We start from the raw sequence: 15,597 nt of genomic DNA on the forward strand, positions 1-15,597 counted from the left end.
CTAAGACCGAGCACCGAGACGAGCCTTTATGGCGAAGTCACTGATACCACGCTTCCAGGAAAAGCTCCTAAGCTTCAGCTTACGCAGACCGTACCGTAAACCGACACAGGTGGGTAGGATGAGAATTCTCAGGCGCTTGAGAGAACTCGGGTGAAGGAACTAGGCAACATGGCACCGTAACTTCGGGAGAAGGTGCACCCTTTTTGGTGGCTCGTGCGAGCTATAGCTGAAGAGGGTCGCAGTAACCAGGCCGCTGCGACTGTTTATCAAAAACACAGCACTCTGCAAACACGAAAGTGGACGTATAGGGTGTGACGCCTGCCCGGTGCTGGAAGGTTAATTGATGGGGTCAGCCGCAAGGCGAAGCTCTTGATCGAAGCCCCAGTAAACGGCGGCCGTAACTATAACGGTCCTAAGGTAGCGAAATTCCTTGTCGGGTAAGTTCCGACCTGCACGAATGGCGTAACGACAGCGGCGCTGTCTCCACCCGAGACTCAGTGAAATTGAAATCGCTGTGAAGATGCAGCGTTCCCGTGGCAAGACGGAAAGACCCCGTGAACCTTTACTATAGCTTTACACTGAACGTTGAGTTCGTCTGTGTAGGATAGGTGGGAGGCTATGAAACCATGGCGCTAGCTGTGGCGGAGCCATCCTTGAAATACCACCCTGTCGTGCTTGACGTTCTAACCTGGGCCCATTATCTGGGTCGGGGACCGTGTATGGTGGGTAGTTTGACTGGGGCGGTCTCCTCCTAAAGAGTAACGGAGGAGCTCGAAGGTACGCTCAGCGCGGTCGGACATCGCGCACTGTGTGCAAAGGCATAAGCGTGCTTGACTGCAAGATCGACGGATCAAGCAGGTAGGAAACTAGGACTTAGTGATCCGGTGGTTCTGTATGGAAGGGCCATCGCTCAACGGATAAAAGGTACTCCGGGGATAACAGGCTGATACCGCCCAAGAGTTCATATCGACGGCGGTGTTTGGCACCTCGATGTCGGCTCATCACATCCTGGGGCTGTAGTCGGTCCCAAGGGTATGGCTGTTCGCCATTTAAAGTGGTACGCGAGCTGGGTTCAGAACGTCGTGAGACAGTTCGGTCCCTATCTGCCATGGGCGTTGGAGATTTGAGAGGGGCTGCTCCTAGTACGAGAGGACCGGAGTGGACGAACCTCTGGTGTTCCGGTTGTCACGCCAGTGGCATTGCCGGGTAGCTATGTTCGGAAGCGATAACCGCTGAAAGCATCTAAGCGGGAAGCGCGCCTCAAGATGAGATCTCCCGGGGCACAAGCCCCCTGAAGGAACCATGTAGACTACGTGGTTGATAGGTCAGGTGTGTAAGTACAGCAATGTATTGAGCTAACTGATACTAATGATCCGAGAGGCTTGACCATATAACCTCAAGTTGCCTTGGCTTTACGACAACGTCGTAAGAGCATCCAAGTGCACGCTACGTCACAAGAACTACGAGAGGCAGGCGCCTTATCCAGCTGTATCGGATGGCGACGCTCCAACCGCCTCCCTGGTGAAATTAGCGCTGTGGAACCACCCGATCCCATCCCGAACTCGGAAGTGAAACGCAGCTGCGCCGATGGTAGTGTGGCTCAAGCCATGCGAGAGTAGGTCATCGCCAGGGTTTACACCCAAAACCCCGCTGCTTGCGCAGCGGGGTTTTTCTTTGAGCGCAGGAAATACCGGGTAACGACGGCCACTGGCCGGCAGACGCGTTGATGGAACCGCCGCGAGCGGCGGCGCCAACCAAGGTTGGCGACTACCGATGGCAGAGGGATCAGCGGTAGATCCACGCCATGCGTGGATGCTCTCCGCGAGGAACCCAGGCGCCAACCAAGGTTGCCAACTAACCCACAGCAGGCCCGCGCCGCAATCGTTTGCCGAATAGGTCCACGCCGCGCGTGGATGCTCTCCGCGAGAAACCACGGCGCCAACCAGTGCGGGCCGCTACCGGCGTGACCCATCACGCACAACACGCAAAAAAACGGCGCCCCGCGGGCGCCGTCTTCATCGGGATCACCTGAAAAACGGGATCAGGCGACCAGAGCCTCCTCATGTGCTTCCTGCTGGCGGAACACCGAGACCGCCTCAGTCAGCGTCCCTGCCTGCGACTGCAGCTCACGTGCGGCAGCGGTGGCTTCTTCCACCAGCGCCGCGTTCTGCTGCGTGGCCTGATCCATCTGCACCACGGTCTGGTTGATCTGCTCGATACCGATCGACTGCTCCTGCGACGCTGCGGAAATCTCGCGCATCAGGTGGCTGACATCCTCCACGCCGCCCACAATGCCCTGCATGCGTTGGCCGGCGTCGGCCACCAGCTGGGCACCTTCGCCCACCTGCCGGCCTGCTTCGTCGATCAGCTTCTTGATCTCCTGTGCGGCCGCCGCCGAACGCTGTGCCAGCACGCGCACCTCGCTGGCCACCACGGCAAAGCCTCGGCCCTGCTCGCCGGCGCGTGCCGCCTCCACCGCTGCGTTCAACGCCAGGATATTGGTCTGGAAGGCAATGCCGTCGATGACGCCGGTGATGTCGCCGATCCGCTTCGAGGCACCTTCGATGGCCTGCATGGTATCCACCACCCGCTGCATGGCCGTGTTACCGTCACTGGCAGCGCTCTGCGTGGAGGCGGCCAACGCACTGGCCTCACGCGCATGGGCGGCGTTCTGGCGCACGGTGGCGGTGAGTTCCTCCATCGATGCTGCAGTCTCCTGCAGGTGCGCGGCCTGGCGCTCACTGCGCTCGGACAATGCGCCGTTGCCGGCGGCAATCTCGCTGGCGGCGGTACTGATCGACGCCGCACATTCCTGGATGCGACCGACCATGCGTGCCAACTGGCCGGCTGTGGCATTGGCATCGCGCTGGATCGCAGCGAAGGCGCCGTGATACTCGCCGTGCATGCGCCGATCCAGATCACCGTTGGCCAATGCCGAGAGCATCTGCCGCACTTCGTTGACGGTGCTGCCGAGCGTATCGAGCAGCTGGTTGATGCCACCGGTCAGGCCATCGAGGAAGCTGGCACCTTCAGTGGCCTGCAGGCGCTGGTCGAGGTCACCGGCCGCTGCCGCTGCAACGATGCCGGCCACGGCGTTCTCCAGCGCGAGCTCATGGGTGCGGTCATGCCACTCCACGGCGAAGCCCAGGCGCATGCCCTGTGCGTCGAACACCGGGGTGACCACCTGGGCGAAGTGCACCGGTCCGATCTGCACCTTGCCGTTGTGTGTGACCTGCAGGCCGTTGAGGATGGCGCGGATACGGTCCGGGTTGGCATGGAAACGATGGATGCTGCTGCCGACCAGGCGTTCGGCGTCGAAATCGGGGAAGGCCTGTCGCAGCGTCGCCTGCTGGTTGCGCAGCAGGGCTACCACCGAGCGGTTCACATAGCGGATCACGTGATCGTTGTCAGCGATCATCATCGCGGTCCGCGAGGCATCCAGCGCCTGGCGGATCTGCGCGTTCTCGGCATGCGCCGCCGCCTCGCGTCCACGCTGGGCCTGCACGTGGCGTGCAGTGTCGGCCAGGGCGTGGGCGAGTGAACCCGGTGCATAGGCGCTGGTGTCGGCATGTGCACCAAGATCGGCACCGGTGGCGATGTCGCGTGCCAGTGCGGCAAGCCGACGCGGGCCGTGGCCAAGGGCCTCGGTCTGCTGCCGAAGGCGCAGTGCGACCTGGCCGAGGAACAAGGTCAGGCCCGCGAACATGCCGGCCTGCAGCAGCGTTGGCCACGCGGCAGCGCCCGCCTGCAGCGGTGCCAGCAGCGCGAGCGTGCCGACGCCACCGGCCAGCCACACCGGAAGGCGATCGCGGTGGCCCAGCAGCACGCCCAGCAGCAGGGCAATCGGCAATGCCGGTGACAGGCCGGCGATCGCGCACAACACGGCCAGCTGCAGCGACAACAGCAATGCCAAGCCGTTGCGGGCGACGGCCCGGCCCGCCTGCGGTCCGCCGAACCACGCGGCTGGCAGCACGGCGACGGCCACCAACGCGGCGGCCTGCAGCTGCGGACCCCGCAGGGCCAGCACCAGGCCAGCCAGGGCCAGGACCGCGCTGCCGATCAGCAGGCGGCGGTCAGCGCGGCGGGCGAGATGCTGCAGATGCGGCAGTCGGGCGGTATCGGGGGGACGGGAGAATGCAACGGACATCGGCGACTCCTGGATCAGCAAACGACAACGGCCACGCCGCGGCGCACGCAGGAGTGCGTGACCAGGGCGCGAGCCGGGAATTCGGGGAATGCGACGCGATCAGCGACGCGGAGACGGGACACCGTGACCACATCCTGTGGGTGGCGGTGCAATGGAGCGGGCATGCGGACTTCCTTGCAGAACCAGACACACGCCGCAGGTCCGACCGGACCTGCGTGCTGCGGACGCAAGGGCCCGCAACTGATGTATCGGCCGCAGACGCGCAGAGTGAAGCGCGCCGGTGCCTGCGCTCAGCCGCCGTTGTCGTTGTTGAAGAAGTGCAGGATCACATCTGCGATCTGTTCCGGATCTTCCATGTGCAGGTGATGGTTGCCGGCAAACACCGCCAGACGGCCATTGCGCAGGTGCTGCAGGCGATCACTGCGCATCGGCTCGGGATAGTAGGACTGTGCCGGCGTGGCGTAGATCACCTGCGTCGGGCAGGCAATGGCCTGCAGCAGGTTGTCGATCTGGCCTTCGCTGAGGCGGATCGCAGTGGGCAGCATCAGGCGCGGGTCGCTGCACCAGCGGTAGCCGCCTTCGACAGGCTCCACGCCGCGCTCGACCAGCAGCCGTGCACAGCGTTCGCTGAGCTGGTTGGTCATCATCCGCGCGCGGATCGGCGCGGCGAGGTCGGGAAACACGCGCAACTGCTTTCGCGCCAGCCCACGCGTGGCATTCACATGCTCGCGCAGGCGGTTGGCGGTTTCTTCCTCGGGACCACGCAGGCCGCCGAGTGCTTCGATCGCCACCAGCCGTTCGACCCGATCACTGACCGAGGCGGTGAGGCTGGCGATGCCGGCGCCCATCGAATGGCCGAGCAGGTTGAAGCGGTCCCAGCCCAGTGCATCGGCGACATCGAGTACGTGGCAGATCGCGGCGGCCGTGGTGTAGCTGGCACCCGCCGGCAGATGCGCGCTGTGGCCGTGACCGGGCAGGTCGATCGCCACCAATTGCAGCGACGACAGATGCGGCGCCAGCGGCACGAAGCTGGCCGCGTTGTCGAGCCAGCCATGCAGGGCCAACACGCGCGGGCCGTCGCCGTGGTTGCGCAGGCCGGCGACGCGCGCGCCACCGACCTCCAGTTCAAACGGCTGCAGACTCATGCCAGCGAGGCCACGGCCAGCCGCGCCAGGGCGCGAGCGTGTTCCGGATCGGCGTTGAGGCACGGGATGTAGCGCATCGTCGCGCCGCGCTCGGCCAGCGTCTCGGTGAACCCCAGCGCCACTTCCTCCAGCGTTTCCAGGCAATCGGTGGCAAAGCCCGGGCAGACAACGTCGATCTGCTTCACGCCGGATTCGGCCAGCGCCCACAGGCTGGGTTCGGCATAGGGCTGCAGCCAGCGCTCGCGGCCAAACCGCGACTGGTAACCCATCTGCCACTCGTCCCTGCCCAGTTCCAGTGCCCTGCCGATGGCCTGTGCACTGGCCTCGCAGCGCTGCGGATACGGATCGCCTGCATCGGCCAGGCGCTGCGGGATGCCGTGGAAGGAGAACATCAGCTTCTGGCCGCGACCGTGCTGTTCCCAGTAGCGGCGGATCGAGCCGGCCACGGCCTCGACCCAGCCCGGATCGACCGAGTAGTCGCGCACCAGGCTGACGGTTACGCCCGGGTTGCGGCGCTGCCACGCATCGACGCGGTCTTCGACCGAGGCGGTGGTGGTGGTGGAGTACTGCGGGTACAACGGCAGCACGACGATGCGACGCGCGCCTTCGGCGGCGAGGCGGTCGAGCTCGCTGGCCAGGGCGGGTTCGCCATAGCGCATCGCATGGCGAACCTTCAGGGTCGGCAGCAGGGCCTGCATCGCCTGCGCCAGCTGCCGGGTGTGCACCATCAGCGGTGAGCCGTCGGGCAGCCAGACCTGGGCGTACTTGGCCGCCGAACGGCCGCTGCGCAGCGGCAGGATCAACCCGCGCAGCAGCGGCTGCCACAGCAGTGCCGGGATCGAGACCACGCGGGGGTCGGACAGGAATTCAGCCAGGTAACGGCGTACGGCGGGGGCCGTCGGCGTCTCGGGCGTGCCTAGGTTGACCGCCAGCACGGCGGTATCGGGTGCGTCGAGCATGGGCGGTATTGTCGCCGATCCGGCGCCGTGCCGGGATGCAGGGTTCGGATTGCAGGCATAGCGCGCGTCAATGTGAGCAGGGAACGCTCATTGGAGATTCATGACAACACTACTAATTTCAGTCACTTGCTATATCTTCCTATGGACTGACTTCTGGAGCCTGCCATGCGTCGCCCGATCCAAGCCCTGCTGATCGCCGCCAGCCTGCTGTCCAGCCAGGCCATGGCCGGACCGCAGGAAGACCAGCGTGCCCGCAATGCCGTGCGCGTGCTGGCTGAAATCCAGGAAATCCCTGAACAGGGCATTCCGGACAAATTGCTCGACGAAGGCCGCGCGGTCATCGTCATTCCCGACACGATCAAGGCCGGTCTGGTCATTGGCGGTCGCCGTGGCCACGGCCTGATGTCGGTGCGCATGCCCAACGGCGCCTGGTCCAATCCGGTGTTCGTGAAGCTCACTGGCGGCAGCATCGGCTTCCAGGCCGGTGTGCAGTCCTCCGATGTGGTGCTGGTGTTCCGCAACGACCGCAGCCTGGACAATCTGGTCAACGGCAAGTTCACGCTGGGCGCCGATGCCGGTGTCGCCGCCGGCCCGGTCGGCCGCAATGCCGCCGCTGCCACCGACGGCCAGCTGAAGGCCGAGATCTGGTCCTGGTCGCGCGCACGCGGCCTGTTCGCCGGTGTCGCGCTGGATGGTGCGGTGCTGCAGATCGATGATGCCGCCAATCTGGATGCATACGGCAGCAACACCACGCCGCGCATGATCTTCGAAGGCCGCGCCGCCGGTTCGCCGTCGATGGATGTGGTCGCCTTCCGCGATCGCCTGGAAGAGGCCACCTACGCCGCGCGCAACAACCGCAGCGGCAACGGCGGCAGCGCCCCGCGTCCGGCAGCGGCCCCGGCGGTTGCTCCGGCGCCTGTTCAGGCAGCGCCGGCCGCCCCAGCCGAGGCCACCACCGCGCCGCTGCAGAACGTGCCGCAGAACCCGCCGCCGCAGCAGCAGGGTTTCCAGCCGGTCAACGACGGCGAAATCCGCACGGAAACGCTGGGCGGAAACTGACTTTCGTCACGCGCGCCGGCTAACACCCGGTGCGCTATGCTCGACAGCCTGATCACTAACGTAACGAGCGTCTTTATGGGCAGTTTCAGCATCTGGCATTGGTTGGTCGTGCTGGCCATCGTCCTGCTGGTGTTCGGCACCAAGCGCCTGACCAGCGGCGCCAAGGATCTCGGTTCGGCGGTCAAGGAATTCAAGAAGGGCATGCGCGACGAAGACAAGCCGAACGCGCAGCTGGGCGATGAGTCGCGCAGCCAGGACGCCTCGCGCACTGCGCAGGACGAGCACGACCGTAACGCTCGCTGATCCGGAGCGGTTGCGGTGTTCGATATCGGCTTCAGCGAACTGCTGGTGATTGCAGTGGTCGCCCTGGTGGTGCTCGGTCCCGAGCGCCTGCCCAAGGCGGCCCGCTTCGCCGGCCTGTGGGTGCGTCGTGCCCGCAATCAGTGGGATTCGGTGAAACAGGAACTGGAGCGCGAACTGCAGGCCGAGGACATCAAGCGGCAGATGCAGGACGTGCGCCAGGGCATGCAGGACACCGAGAACCAGCTGCGCGCCAGCGGTGAAGCGATCCGTCGCGAAGCGCAGGAGGCCCAGCAGCAGGGCGATACGCTGGCGCAGGAGGTTCGCGCACCGGCGCCTGCGGATCTGCCGCCGCATATGAGCGCTGCGCCCGATGCCGATGCGCCGGCACAGGAGAGCGTTGCTCCCGAGCCGACGCCGGCGACACCCCCTGAAGCCGGTGCGCCGCCGCCGCAGAGCACGGAGCGCCAGCCATGAGTGAACAGGATTTCGGCGAAAGCTCGCTGGTCGAACATCTGGTGGAACTGCGCGGCCGCCTGGTGCGCGCACTGCTGGGCCTGGGCGTGGTGCTGCTGGCCCTGCTGCCGTTTACCCAGAAGCTGTACAACGCGCTGGCCGAACCGCTGGTGTCGCAGCTGCCGAACGGGCAGACGATGATCGCCACCAACCCGGCCGGTGCCTTCTTCGCACCGTTGAAGCTGACCTTCTTCGTGGCCCTGTTCGTGGCGGTGCCTTGGCTGCTGTACCAGCTGTGGGCGTTCGTTGCCCCGGGCCTGTATGCGCGTGAGAAGCGCCTGGCGGTGCCGTTGCTGGTGTCGTCGGTACTGCTGTTCTACACCGGCTGCGCCTTCGCCTACTTCCTGGTGCTGCCGGCGGTGTTCCATTTTTTGACCACCTTCAGCCCGGACGTGATTGCGATCACTCCGGATGCGAATGCCTACCTGGATTTCGTGCTGGCGATCTTCTTCGCTTTCGGCGGCAGTTTCGAACTGCCGGTGGCGATGGTGATCCTGGTGCTGCTCGGCTGGGTGACGCCGCAGCAGTTCAAGGAAGGCCGCGGTTACGCGATCGTCGGCATCTTCGTGGTGGCGGCGGTGCTGACCCCGCCGGACGTGGTGTCGCAGCTGATGCTGGCGATCCCGATGTGCCTGCTGTACGAGCTGGGCATCCACGCCGCACGCTGGCTGGTGCCGTCGTCGGTAGTGAAGAAACCCGCCGCCTGATGCGGTAGCGCCGGGCCATGCCCGGCGTGCCGGGTTCGATGTGATGCCACCGCCGGGCATGGCCCGGCGCTACCGGTGGGGCCGGTCAGGCGTGGAACACGTCGCTCGAGGTCGGCGTGGTCGGAATCGGCGGCGCCGCGCGGCTGCCGCGGTGCACGAACATCTGCTTCCACGCGGCGTAGACCGCGCCGACATACAGCGGCATCAGCACCGTGGTCAGCACCAGCTGGGCGATGAAGGCCGCGGCCAGCGGGCCACCGATCAGCATCGCGATCTGGATCACGATCACGAACAGGATGTACATGCAGAACGCGGCGATCAGGCCGAGTGCGGCGAACACGAACATCGCGCCGATGTTCTCGATGCAGCCCTGCAGGCTCAGGCGCAGCGCATGCATGCCGCTCTGCTTGTCGAACACCACCAGCGCCGGCTGGGTGAACATCGCCAGCGACAGCGCCACCGCGCTCAGGAACACCAGCAGCATCCACAGCGCGATGCGCTTGGCCGGCAGGTTGGCGACCAGCGCCGCTGCATCGTCCGGCTTGATCTGCTGGCCACTGCGGCTGATCTCTTCCATCTTGGTCATGACCTCGCTGAAGGCGGTGAAGCCCTCGCGGCCGATCATCAGGAACAGCAGCGCGCCCAGCAGCAGCACCGCCAGCACCTGGATCGCCAGCGGCACCAGCAGGTGGCTGACGCGGTGGTCGCGGATCGGCTGCAGCAGGTGCGAGGCCACGCCCGGGCGGCCTTCGTCGATCTCGCCCACGGCATACAGCATGCCGCCGAACATGATCGGCGAGATGGCCAGGGTCATCAGCTGTACGGCCATGCCGGCGGCGCCGGGAATCAGCGTCGACAGCAAGGTCACCACCCAGCTCACCAGCAGCCAGGTCAGGCCGATCCGGGCCAGCTGCAGCGGCGCACGCCGGTACAGCGAGAACGTATCCAGCAACCACTGGGCGCCCGCCGAAGCCGGCAGCTTGCGAATCTCTTTCATGGACATCCGGGAAGGACAGGAGGGGGCCGGGCGGCTGCCCGTGGCGCCGATTATCCCTGTTTTGCCGCCGGCTGGGCTGAAGACAGCCGCGCCTGGCGGACGAAGCGCCGCAACAGCTGGCGGGCCAGCGGCGCGGCGCTGACCGCACGCTCGATGCTGCGGGCACAACCGCCGTGGCGACCGATGCAGTCGGCACGGGCGCGCACGTAGCCGCGCATGTGGTGGGTGGCGAATTCCGGATGGAACTGCACGCCCCAGGCCTGGCGGCCCCAGCGGAAGGCATGGCAGCCGTCCAGCGGTGAAACTGCCAGCACTTCGGCGCCGTCGGGCGCGCGCAGCACGGTCTGCAGATGGGTGGCATGAGCGGCGAAATGCTGCGGCAGGCCCTGGAACAGCGGGTCCTGCGCGGCATGCGGCTGCAGCTCCAGCTCGATCGTGCCGGACTCACGGCCAGCCGGGTTGTAGGCGACCTCGCCACCCAGCGCATGCGCCAGCAGCTGGTGGCCGTAGCAGATGCCGAACACCGGCAGGTCGTCGTGGGCGGTCTGGCGCAGCCATGCGGCGCTGCGCTCACTCCATTCGGCGTGGTCGGTGACGAAGGCGGCCGAGCCGGTCACCAGCACGCCGGCGAACGCATGTGGGTCGGGCAGGGCGCCACCGTGTTCGACATCGACCACCACCGTTTCGTGTTCTTCCAGCCCGGCGGCGACCCGGATCCAGTGCGGAAAGCGCCCGTAGCGGCGCAGCGACGGTACCGGGCGGCCGGTTTCAAGGATCAGGAACGGGGCTGGGTTCATCCGGGGGCGGCAGGACTGACAGGACTTCCTCGATTGTAGTCAGCCCCTGCGCCACCTTTTCAAGCCCGGCCTGGCGCAGGGTTCGCAGCCCTTCAGCCCGTGCGGCACGGCTGAAACCGGCCAGATCCATGTCGGCACGGATCTGCCCGCGCAGCCGCGAGCCCAATGGCAGCAACTCATACAGCCCGATGCGGCCAAGGAATCCGGTGCGCCGGCACTCCAGGCAACCGACCGGCCGACAGGGCGTGGCGGCATCTGGATATGCAGCATGGCTATCAGCCAGCACCGCCCAATCGGCGGCGCCGAGGCTGTGCGGCTGCTTGCAGTGCGGGCACAGCGTGCGCACCAGGCGCTGGGCGAGGATGCCGTTGAGGGTGCTGGCCAGCAGGTAGTGCGGCACGCCCAGGTCGAGCAGGCGGGTGACCGCCGAGGGCGCGTCGTTGGTATGCAGGGTGGACAGCACCAGATGGCCGGTCAGCGAGGCCTGCACCGCCATCTGCGCCGTTTCCAGGTCGCGGATCTCGCCGATCATGATGATGTCCGGGTCCTGCCGCAGCAGGGTGCGCACGCCGCTGGCGAAGTCCAGATCGATGTTGGTTTGCACCTGCATCTGGTTGAATTCGGGCGCGATCATCTCGATCGGGTCCTCTACTGTGCAGACGTTCACGTCCGGCGTCGCCAGCCGCTTCAGCGTGGAATACAGGGTGGTGGTCTTGCCCGAGCCGGTCGGGCCGGTCACCAGCACGATGCCGTGCGGGCGCTCGACCAGCGCATTCCAGCCGGCCGCTTCCTGCGGGCTGAAACCGAGCTGGTCGATGCTCTTGAAGGCAGCATCGGGGTCGAAGATGCGCATCACGCACTTCTCGCCGAAGGCGGTGGGCATGGTCGACAGGCGCATCTCGACTTCGCGGCCGCCCGGCGAGCGGGTCTTGATGCGGCCGTCCTGTGGGCGCCGGCGCTCGGCCAGGTCCATGCGGCCGAGTACCTTGATGCGGCTGACCACGGCGGTCATCACCGCCGGCGGTACCTCGAACACCTTGTGCAGCACGCCGTCGATGCGGAAGCGCATGCGCCCCATCTCGCGGCGTGGCTCCAGGTGGATGTCCGAGGCGCGCTGTTCGTAGGCGTACTGCAGCAGCCAGTCGACGATGTGCACGATGTGCTGGTCGTCGGCATTGACGTCGCCGGTGCGGCCCAGCTCCACCAGCTGCTCGAAGCTGGGCAGGGTGGTGTTGGCCTCGCCACGGGCGCCGCGCACCGAGCGGGTCACCCCGTAGAACTCCATGGTGTAGCGGTGCAGGTCCAGCGGGTTGACCACCGCCAGTTCGATGCGGCGGCGGGTCAGGTGCTGCAGGTCGCGGCGCCATTCCTGCACCAGTGGCTCACTGGTGGCCACCAGCACGCGCTCGGCATCCACCGCCAGCGGCAGGAAACGGTGGCGGCGCGCGTAGGCGTGGGAGACCAGCGCGGTCACCGCAGCGACGTCGACCCGGGTTGGATCGATGCGCAGGTAGCGGCTGCCGGTGCGCTGCGCCAGCCACTCGGTGAGGCGTTCCAGGGTCAGTTCGCCGCCGCCGGTGGCGGCCAGCTTGAGGTTGGACAGCAGCACCAGCGGGTGCACTTCACTGGCGTTGCGTGCGCCCTGCGCGGAAAACCGCATGCGCTCGTGGTCCTGCTCGGCCACCAGATCATCGGCGACCAGGGCCGCGGCAATCTGCTCGAAATGCAGCCGCCCCCAGGGCAGCGGGACGCCGCCCGCCTCGCCGGGCGTGCCTGCCGGCAGCCGATGTTCCATCTGCCTGCTCCTCCCGGGTACGGAATGCCCCGCAGGTCGGCCGTTATACTAGCGCACCCCCTTGCCGGCCAAGACTCGTACGCATGTCCGCGACCCCGACCGTTCCGATCACCTTCCAGGGCCTGATCCAGACCCTGAACCAGTTCTGGGCCCAGCAGGGCTGCGTGCTCATCCAGCCGCTCGACCTGGAGGTGGGTGCCGGTACCTTCCACCCGGCCACCTTCCTGCGTGCGATCGGGCCGGAAAGCTGGAACGCGGCTTACGTGCAGCCGTCGCGCCGCCCGACCGATGGCCGCTACGGCGAGAACCCGAACCGCCTGCAGCGCTACTACCAGTACCAGGTGGCGATGAAGCCGGCGCCGGACAACATCCAGCAGCTGTACCTGGATTCGCTGAAGGCACTGGGCATCGATCCGCTGGTGCACGACCTGCGCTTCGTGGAAGACAACTGGGAATCGCCGACCCTGGGCGCCTGGGGCCTGGGCTGGGAAGTCTGGCTCAATGGCATGGAAGTGACCCAGTTCACCTACTTCCAGCAGGCCGGTGGCCTGGAATGCCGCCCGGTGCTGGGCGAGATCACCTACGGTCTCGAGCGCCTGTGCATGTACCTGCAGAACTGCGACAACGTCTACGACCTGGTCTGGACCTACGGCCCGGACGGCCAGCCGGTGACCTACGGTGACGTCTACCACCAGAACGAGGTGGAACAGAGCACCTACAACTTCGAATACGCCGACGTGGAAGAACTGTTCCACCGTTTCGACGCCTGCGAGCGTGAAGCGCAGAAGCTGGTGGACGTGAACCTGCCGCTGCCGGCCTACGAACAGGTCATGAAGGCCAGCCACACCTTCAACCTGCTGGATGCGCGCCGCGCGATCAGCGTGACCGAGCGCCAGCGCTACATCCTGCGCGTGCGCGCGTTGGCCCAGGCGGTGGCCAAGGCCTACTACGAGCAGCGCGAGAAGCTGGGCTTCCCGGGCGCGAAGAAGGCCTGACGGCCGCTCCCTCCCTCTCTCAACTTCCGGGGCGCCGGACGCGTTGCGCGCTGCGCCCCCACCACAGGATCGAACCGATGAGCCAATTGTCCCCCCTGTTGATCGAACTGGGCACCGAGGAGTTGCCGGTCAAGGCGCTGCCGGGCCTGGCCCAGGCGTTCTTCGACGGTGTTGTCGAAGGCCTGCGCAAGCGCGGCGTCGCGCTGGAACTGGGCGATGCGCGCCCGCTGTCGACCCCGCGCCGACTGGCCGTGCTGCTGCCGGGCGTCGGCCTGGAACAGCCTGAGCAGCACAGCGAAGTGCTGGGCCCGTACCTGAACATCGCGCTGGACGCCGAAGGCCAGCCGACCAAGGCCTTGCAGGGTTTCGCCGCCAAGGCCGGGATCGACTGGACCGCGCTGGAAAAGACCACCGACAACAAGGGTGAGCGCTTCGTGCACCGCGCGGTGACCCCGGGCGCGAGCACTGCCAGCCTGCTGCCGGAGATCCTGCGCGAGGCAATCGCGGCAATGCCGATTCCCAAGCCGATGCGCTGGGGCGACCACGCCTGGGGCTTCGCGCGCCCGGCGCACTGGCTGGTGCTGTTGCACGGCACCAACGTGGTCGAGGCCGAACTGTTCGGCCTGCAGGCTGGCCGCGTCAGCCGTGGCCACCGCTTCCACCACGACCAGACCGTGTCGCTGGCGCAGCCGCAGGACTACGTTGAAGCCCTGCGCGCTGCGTTCGTGCTGGTCGATCCGAGCGAGCGCCGTGCGCGCATCGTCGCCGAGGTCGAGGCCGCTGCGGCCAAGGCCGGTGGCAGCGCCCGCATCACCGACGACAACCTGGAGCAGGTGGTGAACCTGGTCGAGTGGCCGTCGGCGGTGCTGTGCAGCTTCGAGCGCGCGTTCCTGGCGGTGCCGCAGGAAGCGCTGATCGAGACGATGGAGATCAACCAGAAGTTCTTCCCGGTGCTGGATGACAGCGGCACGCTGACCGAGAAGTTCATCGGCATCGCCAACATCGAATCGAGGGACGTGGCCGAAGTGGCCAAGGGCTACGAGCGCGTGATCCGTCCGCGTTTCGCCGATGCCAAGTTCTTCTTCGACGAGGACCTGAAGCAGGGCCTGGTATCGATGGGCGACGGCCTGAAGACGGTGACCTACCAGGCCAAGCTGGGCAGCGTGGCCGACAAGGTGGCGCGCGTGGCCGCCCTGGCCGAAGTGATCGCGCCGCAGGTCGGTGCTGACGCCGCGCAGGCCAAGCGCGCCGCGCAGCTGGCCAAGAACGACCTGCAGTCGCGCATGGTCAACGAATTCCCGGAACTGCAGGGCATCGCCGGCCGCCACTACGCCGTGGCCGGTGGTGAATCGGCCGAGGTGGCGCTGGCCATCGACGAGGCCTACCAGCCGCGCTTCGGCGGTGACGACATCGCGCTGTCGCCGCTGGGCAAGGTGCTGGCCATTGCTGAACGCGTGGACACCCTGGCCGGTGGCTTTGCCGCAGGCTTGAAGCCGACCGGTAACAAGGACCCGTTCGCCTTGCGCCGCAACGCGCTGGGCCTGGCCCGCACGATCATCGAAAGCGGCTTCGAGCTGGACCTGCGCGCGCTGCTGGCCAGTGCCAACGCCGGCCTGGCCGCGCGCAACGTGCAGGCCGACATCGGCGAACTGTACGACTTCATCCTTGACCGCCTGAAGGGCTACTACGCCGACAAGGGCGTGCCGGCCACGCACTTCAACGCCGTGGCCGAGCTGAAGCCCGCCTCGCTGTATGACTTTGACCGCCGCCTGGATGCGATCGGCACCTTCGCCGCGCTGCCGGAAGCCGAAGCGCTGGCCGCGGCCAACAAGCGCATCCGCAACATCCTGCGCAAGGCCGAAGGCGAGATTCCCGGCCAGATCGACCCGGCGCTGCTGCAGGAAGACGCCGAGCGCGCGCTGGCCGAAGCGGTCACCGCCGCCATCGACGACACCGGCGCCAGCCTCCACCAGAAGGATTACGTGGCCGTGCTGGCGCGCCTGGCGCGCCTGCGCCCGCAGGTCGACGCGTTCTTCGATGGCGTGATGGTCAACGCGGAAGATCCGGCGCTGCGTGGCAACCGCCTGGCGCTGCTGACGATGCTGGGCGAGCGCCTGGGCAAGGTCGCGGCAATCGAGCATCTGTCGAGCTGAGATGTAGTGCCAAGCAAGCTTGGCACC

The 15,597-nt window shown here is 66.5% G+C and carries 12 protein-coding genes and 2 rRNA genes (1 of these 14 cut by a window edge); 8 read left to right on the forward strand and 6 right to left on the reverse strand.

What is annotated here, in order from left to right; translation table 11 throughout:
* A 23S ribosomal RNA gene (locus G5A07_RS02380) occupies positions 1 to 1,390 on the forward strand; it begins 1,252 nt to the left of the window's first position.
* Between the two features lie 127 nt (positions 1,391 to 1,517).
* Positions 1,518 to 1,632: ribosomal RNA gene (rrf, locus tag G5A07_RS02385) — 5S ribosomal RNA — on the forward strand.
* A 409-nt stretch (positions 1,633 to 2,041) separates the two neighbouring features.
* Here rrf and G5A07_RS02390 read toward each other — a convergent pair.
* The 3 genes from G5A07_RS02390 to hemH form a co-directional block, all read right to left on the reverse strand.
* On the reverse strand, positions 2,042 to 4,147 hold the full coding sequence (locus G5A07_RS02390; protein WP_191862604.1) for a methyl-accepting chemotaxis protein: 2,106 nt from the start codon (positions 4,145 to 4,147) through the stop codon (positions 2,042 to 2,044).
* 290 nt (positions 4,148 to 4,437) lie between these two features.
* A complete protein-coding gene (locus tag G5A07_RS02395; protein ID WP_010482418.1) occupies positions 4,438 to 5,292 on the reverse strand; it encodes an alpha/beta hydrolase in 855 nt (284 codons plus the stop codon).
* Complete coding sequence (gene hemH / locus G5A07_RS02400; RefSeq protein WP_191862606.1) at positions 5,289 to 6,251, reverse strand: ferrochelatase; 963 nt, start codon at positions 6,249 to 6,251, stop codon at positions 5,289 to 5,291. Before hemH ends, G5A07_RS02395 begins: the two co-directional genes overlap by 4 nt.
* A gap of 165 nt (positions 6,252 to 6,416) precedes the next feature.
* Here hemH and G5A07_RS02405 point away from each other — a divergent pair, with 165 nt between their 5' ends.
* The 4 genes from G5A07_RS02405 to tatC all read left to right on the forward strand — a co-directional run bounded on the left by G5A07_RS02405 (position 6,417) and on the right by tatC (position 8,833).
* Positions 6,417 to 7,310, forward strand: coding sequence for a YSC84-related protein (locus tag G5A07_RS02405; RefSeq protein ID WP_010482416.1), 894 nt, complete (start codon positions 6,417 to 6,419; stop codon positions 7,308 to 7,310).
* Positions 7,311 to 7,385: 75 nt separating this feature from the next.
* Complete coding sequence (tatA, locus tag G5A07_RS02410; RefSeq protein ID WP_005420453.1) at positions 7,386 to 7,613, forward strand: Sec-independent protein translocase subunit TatA; 228 nt, start codon at positions 7,386 to 7,388, stop codon at positions 7,611 to 7,613.
* 15 nt (positions 7,614 to 7,628) lie between these two features.
* A complete protein-coding gene (gene tatB, locus G5A07_RS02415; protein WP_010482411.1) occupies positions 7,629 to 8,087 on the forward strand; it encodes a Sec-independent protein translocase protein TatB in 459 nt (152 codons plus the stop codon).
* Positions 8,084 to 8,833 (forward strand): twin-arginine translocase subunit TatC, encoded by a 750-nt coding sequence (gene tatC, locus G5A07_RS02420; protein ID WP_010482410.1) that lies wholly within the window; start codon positions 8,084 to 8,086, stop codon positions 8,831 to 8,833. Before tatB ends, tatC begins: the two co-directional genes overlap by 4 nt.
* Before the next feature lie 85 nt (positions 8,834 to 8,918).
* On the opposite strand, the gene G5A07_RS02425 is transcribed toward tatC, so the two are convergent.
* The 3 genes from G5A07_RS02425 to G5A07_RS02435 are packed head-to-tail and all read right to left on the reverse strand — an operon-like array spanning position 8,919 to position 12,422.
* The gene (locus G5A07_RS02425; protein WP_019337948.1) at positions 8,919 to 9,830 is read right to left on the reverse strand and encodes a BPSS1780 family membrane protein; all 912 of its coding nucleotides are present in this window, start codon (positions 9,828 to 9,830) and stop codon (positions 8,919 to 8,921) included.
* Between the two features lie 50 nt (positions 9,831 to 9,880).
* Positions 9,881 to 10,627, reverse strand: coding sequence for a glutamine amidotransferase (locus tag G5A07_RS02430; protein WP_043399670.1), 747 nt, complete (start codon positions 10,625 to 10,627; stop codon positions 9,881 to 9,883).
* Positions 10,599 to 12,422: a GspE/PulE family protein gene (locus G5A07_RS02435; protein WP_191862608.1), complete on the reverse strand. Its 1,824-nt coding sequence runs from the start codon at positions 12,420 to 12,422 to the stop codon at positions 10,599 to 10,601. Before G5A07_RS02435 ends, G5A07_RS02430 begins: the two co-directional genes overlap by 29 nt.
* 83 nt (positions 12,423 to 12,505) lie before the next feature.
* On the opposite strand from G5A07_RS02435, the gene glyQ reads away from it, so the two are divergent.
* Both glyQ and glyS read left to right on the forward strand, forming a co-directional pair.
* Positions 12,506 to 13,417, forward strand: a complete 912-nt coding sequence (gene glyQ / locus G5A07_RS02440; RefSeq protein WP_043399664.1) for a glycine--tRNA ligase subunit alpha — start codon at positions 12,506 to 12,508, stop codon at positions 13,415 to 13,417.
* Between the two features lie 77 nt (positions 13,418 to 13,494).
* Entirely contained in the window at positions 13,495 to 15,570 is a 2,076-nt protein-coding gene (glyS, locus tag G5A07_RS02445; RefSeq protein ID WP_043399661.1) for a glycine--tRNA ligase subunit beta, read from the forward strand.
* Positions 15,571 to 15,597: the final 27 nt, after the last annotated feature.

It is taken from the genome of Stenotrophomonas sp. AS012628 (assembly GCF_010608305.1).
Classification (GTDB): domain Bacteria; phylum Pseudomonadota; class Gammaproteobacteria; order Xanthomonadales; family Xanthomonadaceae; genus Stenotrophomonas; species Stenotrophomonas geniculata.

What these genes read in the sequence shown, in the direction of transcription:
- G5A07_RS02390 (WP_191862604.1), bottom strand. Translation starts at nt 4,147, where the DNA reads ATGTCCGTTGCATTCTCCCGTCCCCCCGATACCGCCCGACTGCCGCAT.
- G5A07_RS02395 (WP_010482418.1), bottom strand. Translation starts at nt 5,292, where the DNA reads ATGAGTCTGCAGCCGTTTGAACTGGAGGTCGGTGGCGCGCGCGTCGCC.
- hemH (WP_191862606.1), bottom strand. Translation starts at nt 6,251, where the DNA reads ATGCTCGACGCACCCGATACCGCCGTGCTGGCGGTCAACCTAGGCACG.
- G5A07_RS02405 (WP_010482416.1), top strand. Translation starts at nt 6,417, where the DNA reads ATGCGTCGCCCGATCCAAGCCCTGCTGATCGCCGCCAGCCTGCTGTCC.
- tatA (WP_005420453.1), top strand. Translation starts at nt 7,386, where the DNA reads ATGGGCAGTTTCAGCATCTGGCATTGGTTGGTCGTGCTGGCCATCGTC.
- tatC (WP_010482410.1), top strand. Translation starts at nt 8,084, where the DNA reads ATGAGTGAACAGGATTTCGGCGAAAGCTCGCTGGTCGAACATCTGGTG.
- G5A07_RS02425 (WP_019337948.1), bottom strand. Translation starts at nt 9,830, where the DNA reads ATGAAAGAGATTCGCAAGCTGCCGGCTTCGGCGGGCGCCCAGTGGTTG.
- G5A07_RS02430 (WP_043399670.1), bottom strand. Translation starts at nt 10,627, where the DNA reads ATGAACCCAGCCCCGTTCCTGATCCTTGAAACCGGCCGCCCGGTACCG.
- G5A07_RS02435 (WP_191862608.1), bottom strand. Translation starts at nt 12,422, where the DNA reads ATGGAACATCGGCTGCCGGCAGGCACGCCCGGCGAGGCGGGCGGCGTC.
- glyQ (WP_043399664.1), top strand. Translation starts at nt 12,506, where the DNA reads ATGTCCGCGACCCCGACCGTTCCGATCACCTTCCAGGGCCTGATCCAG.
- glyS (WP_043399661.1), top strand. Translation starts at nt 13,495, where the DNA reads ATGAGCCAATTGTCCCCCCTGTTGATCGAACTGGGCACCGAGGAGTTG.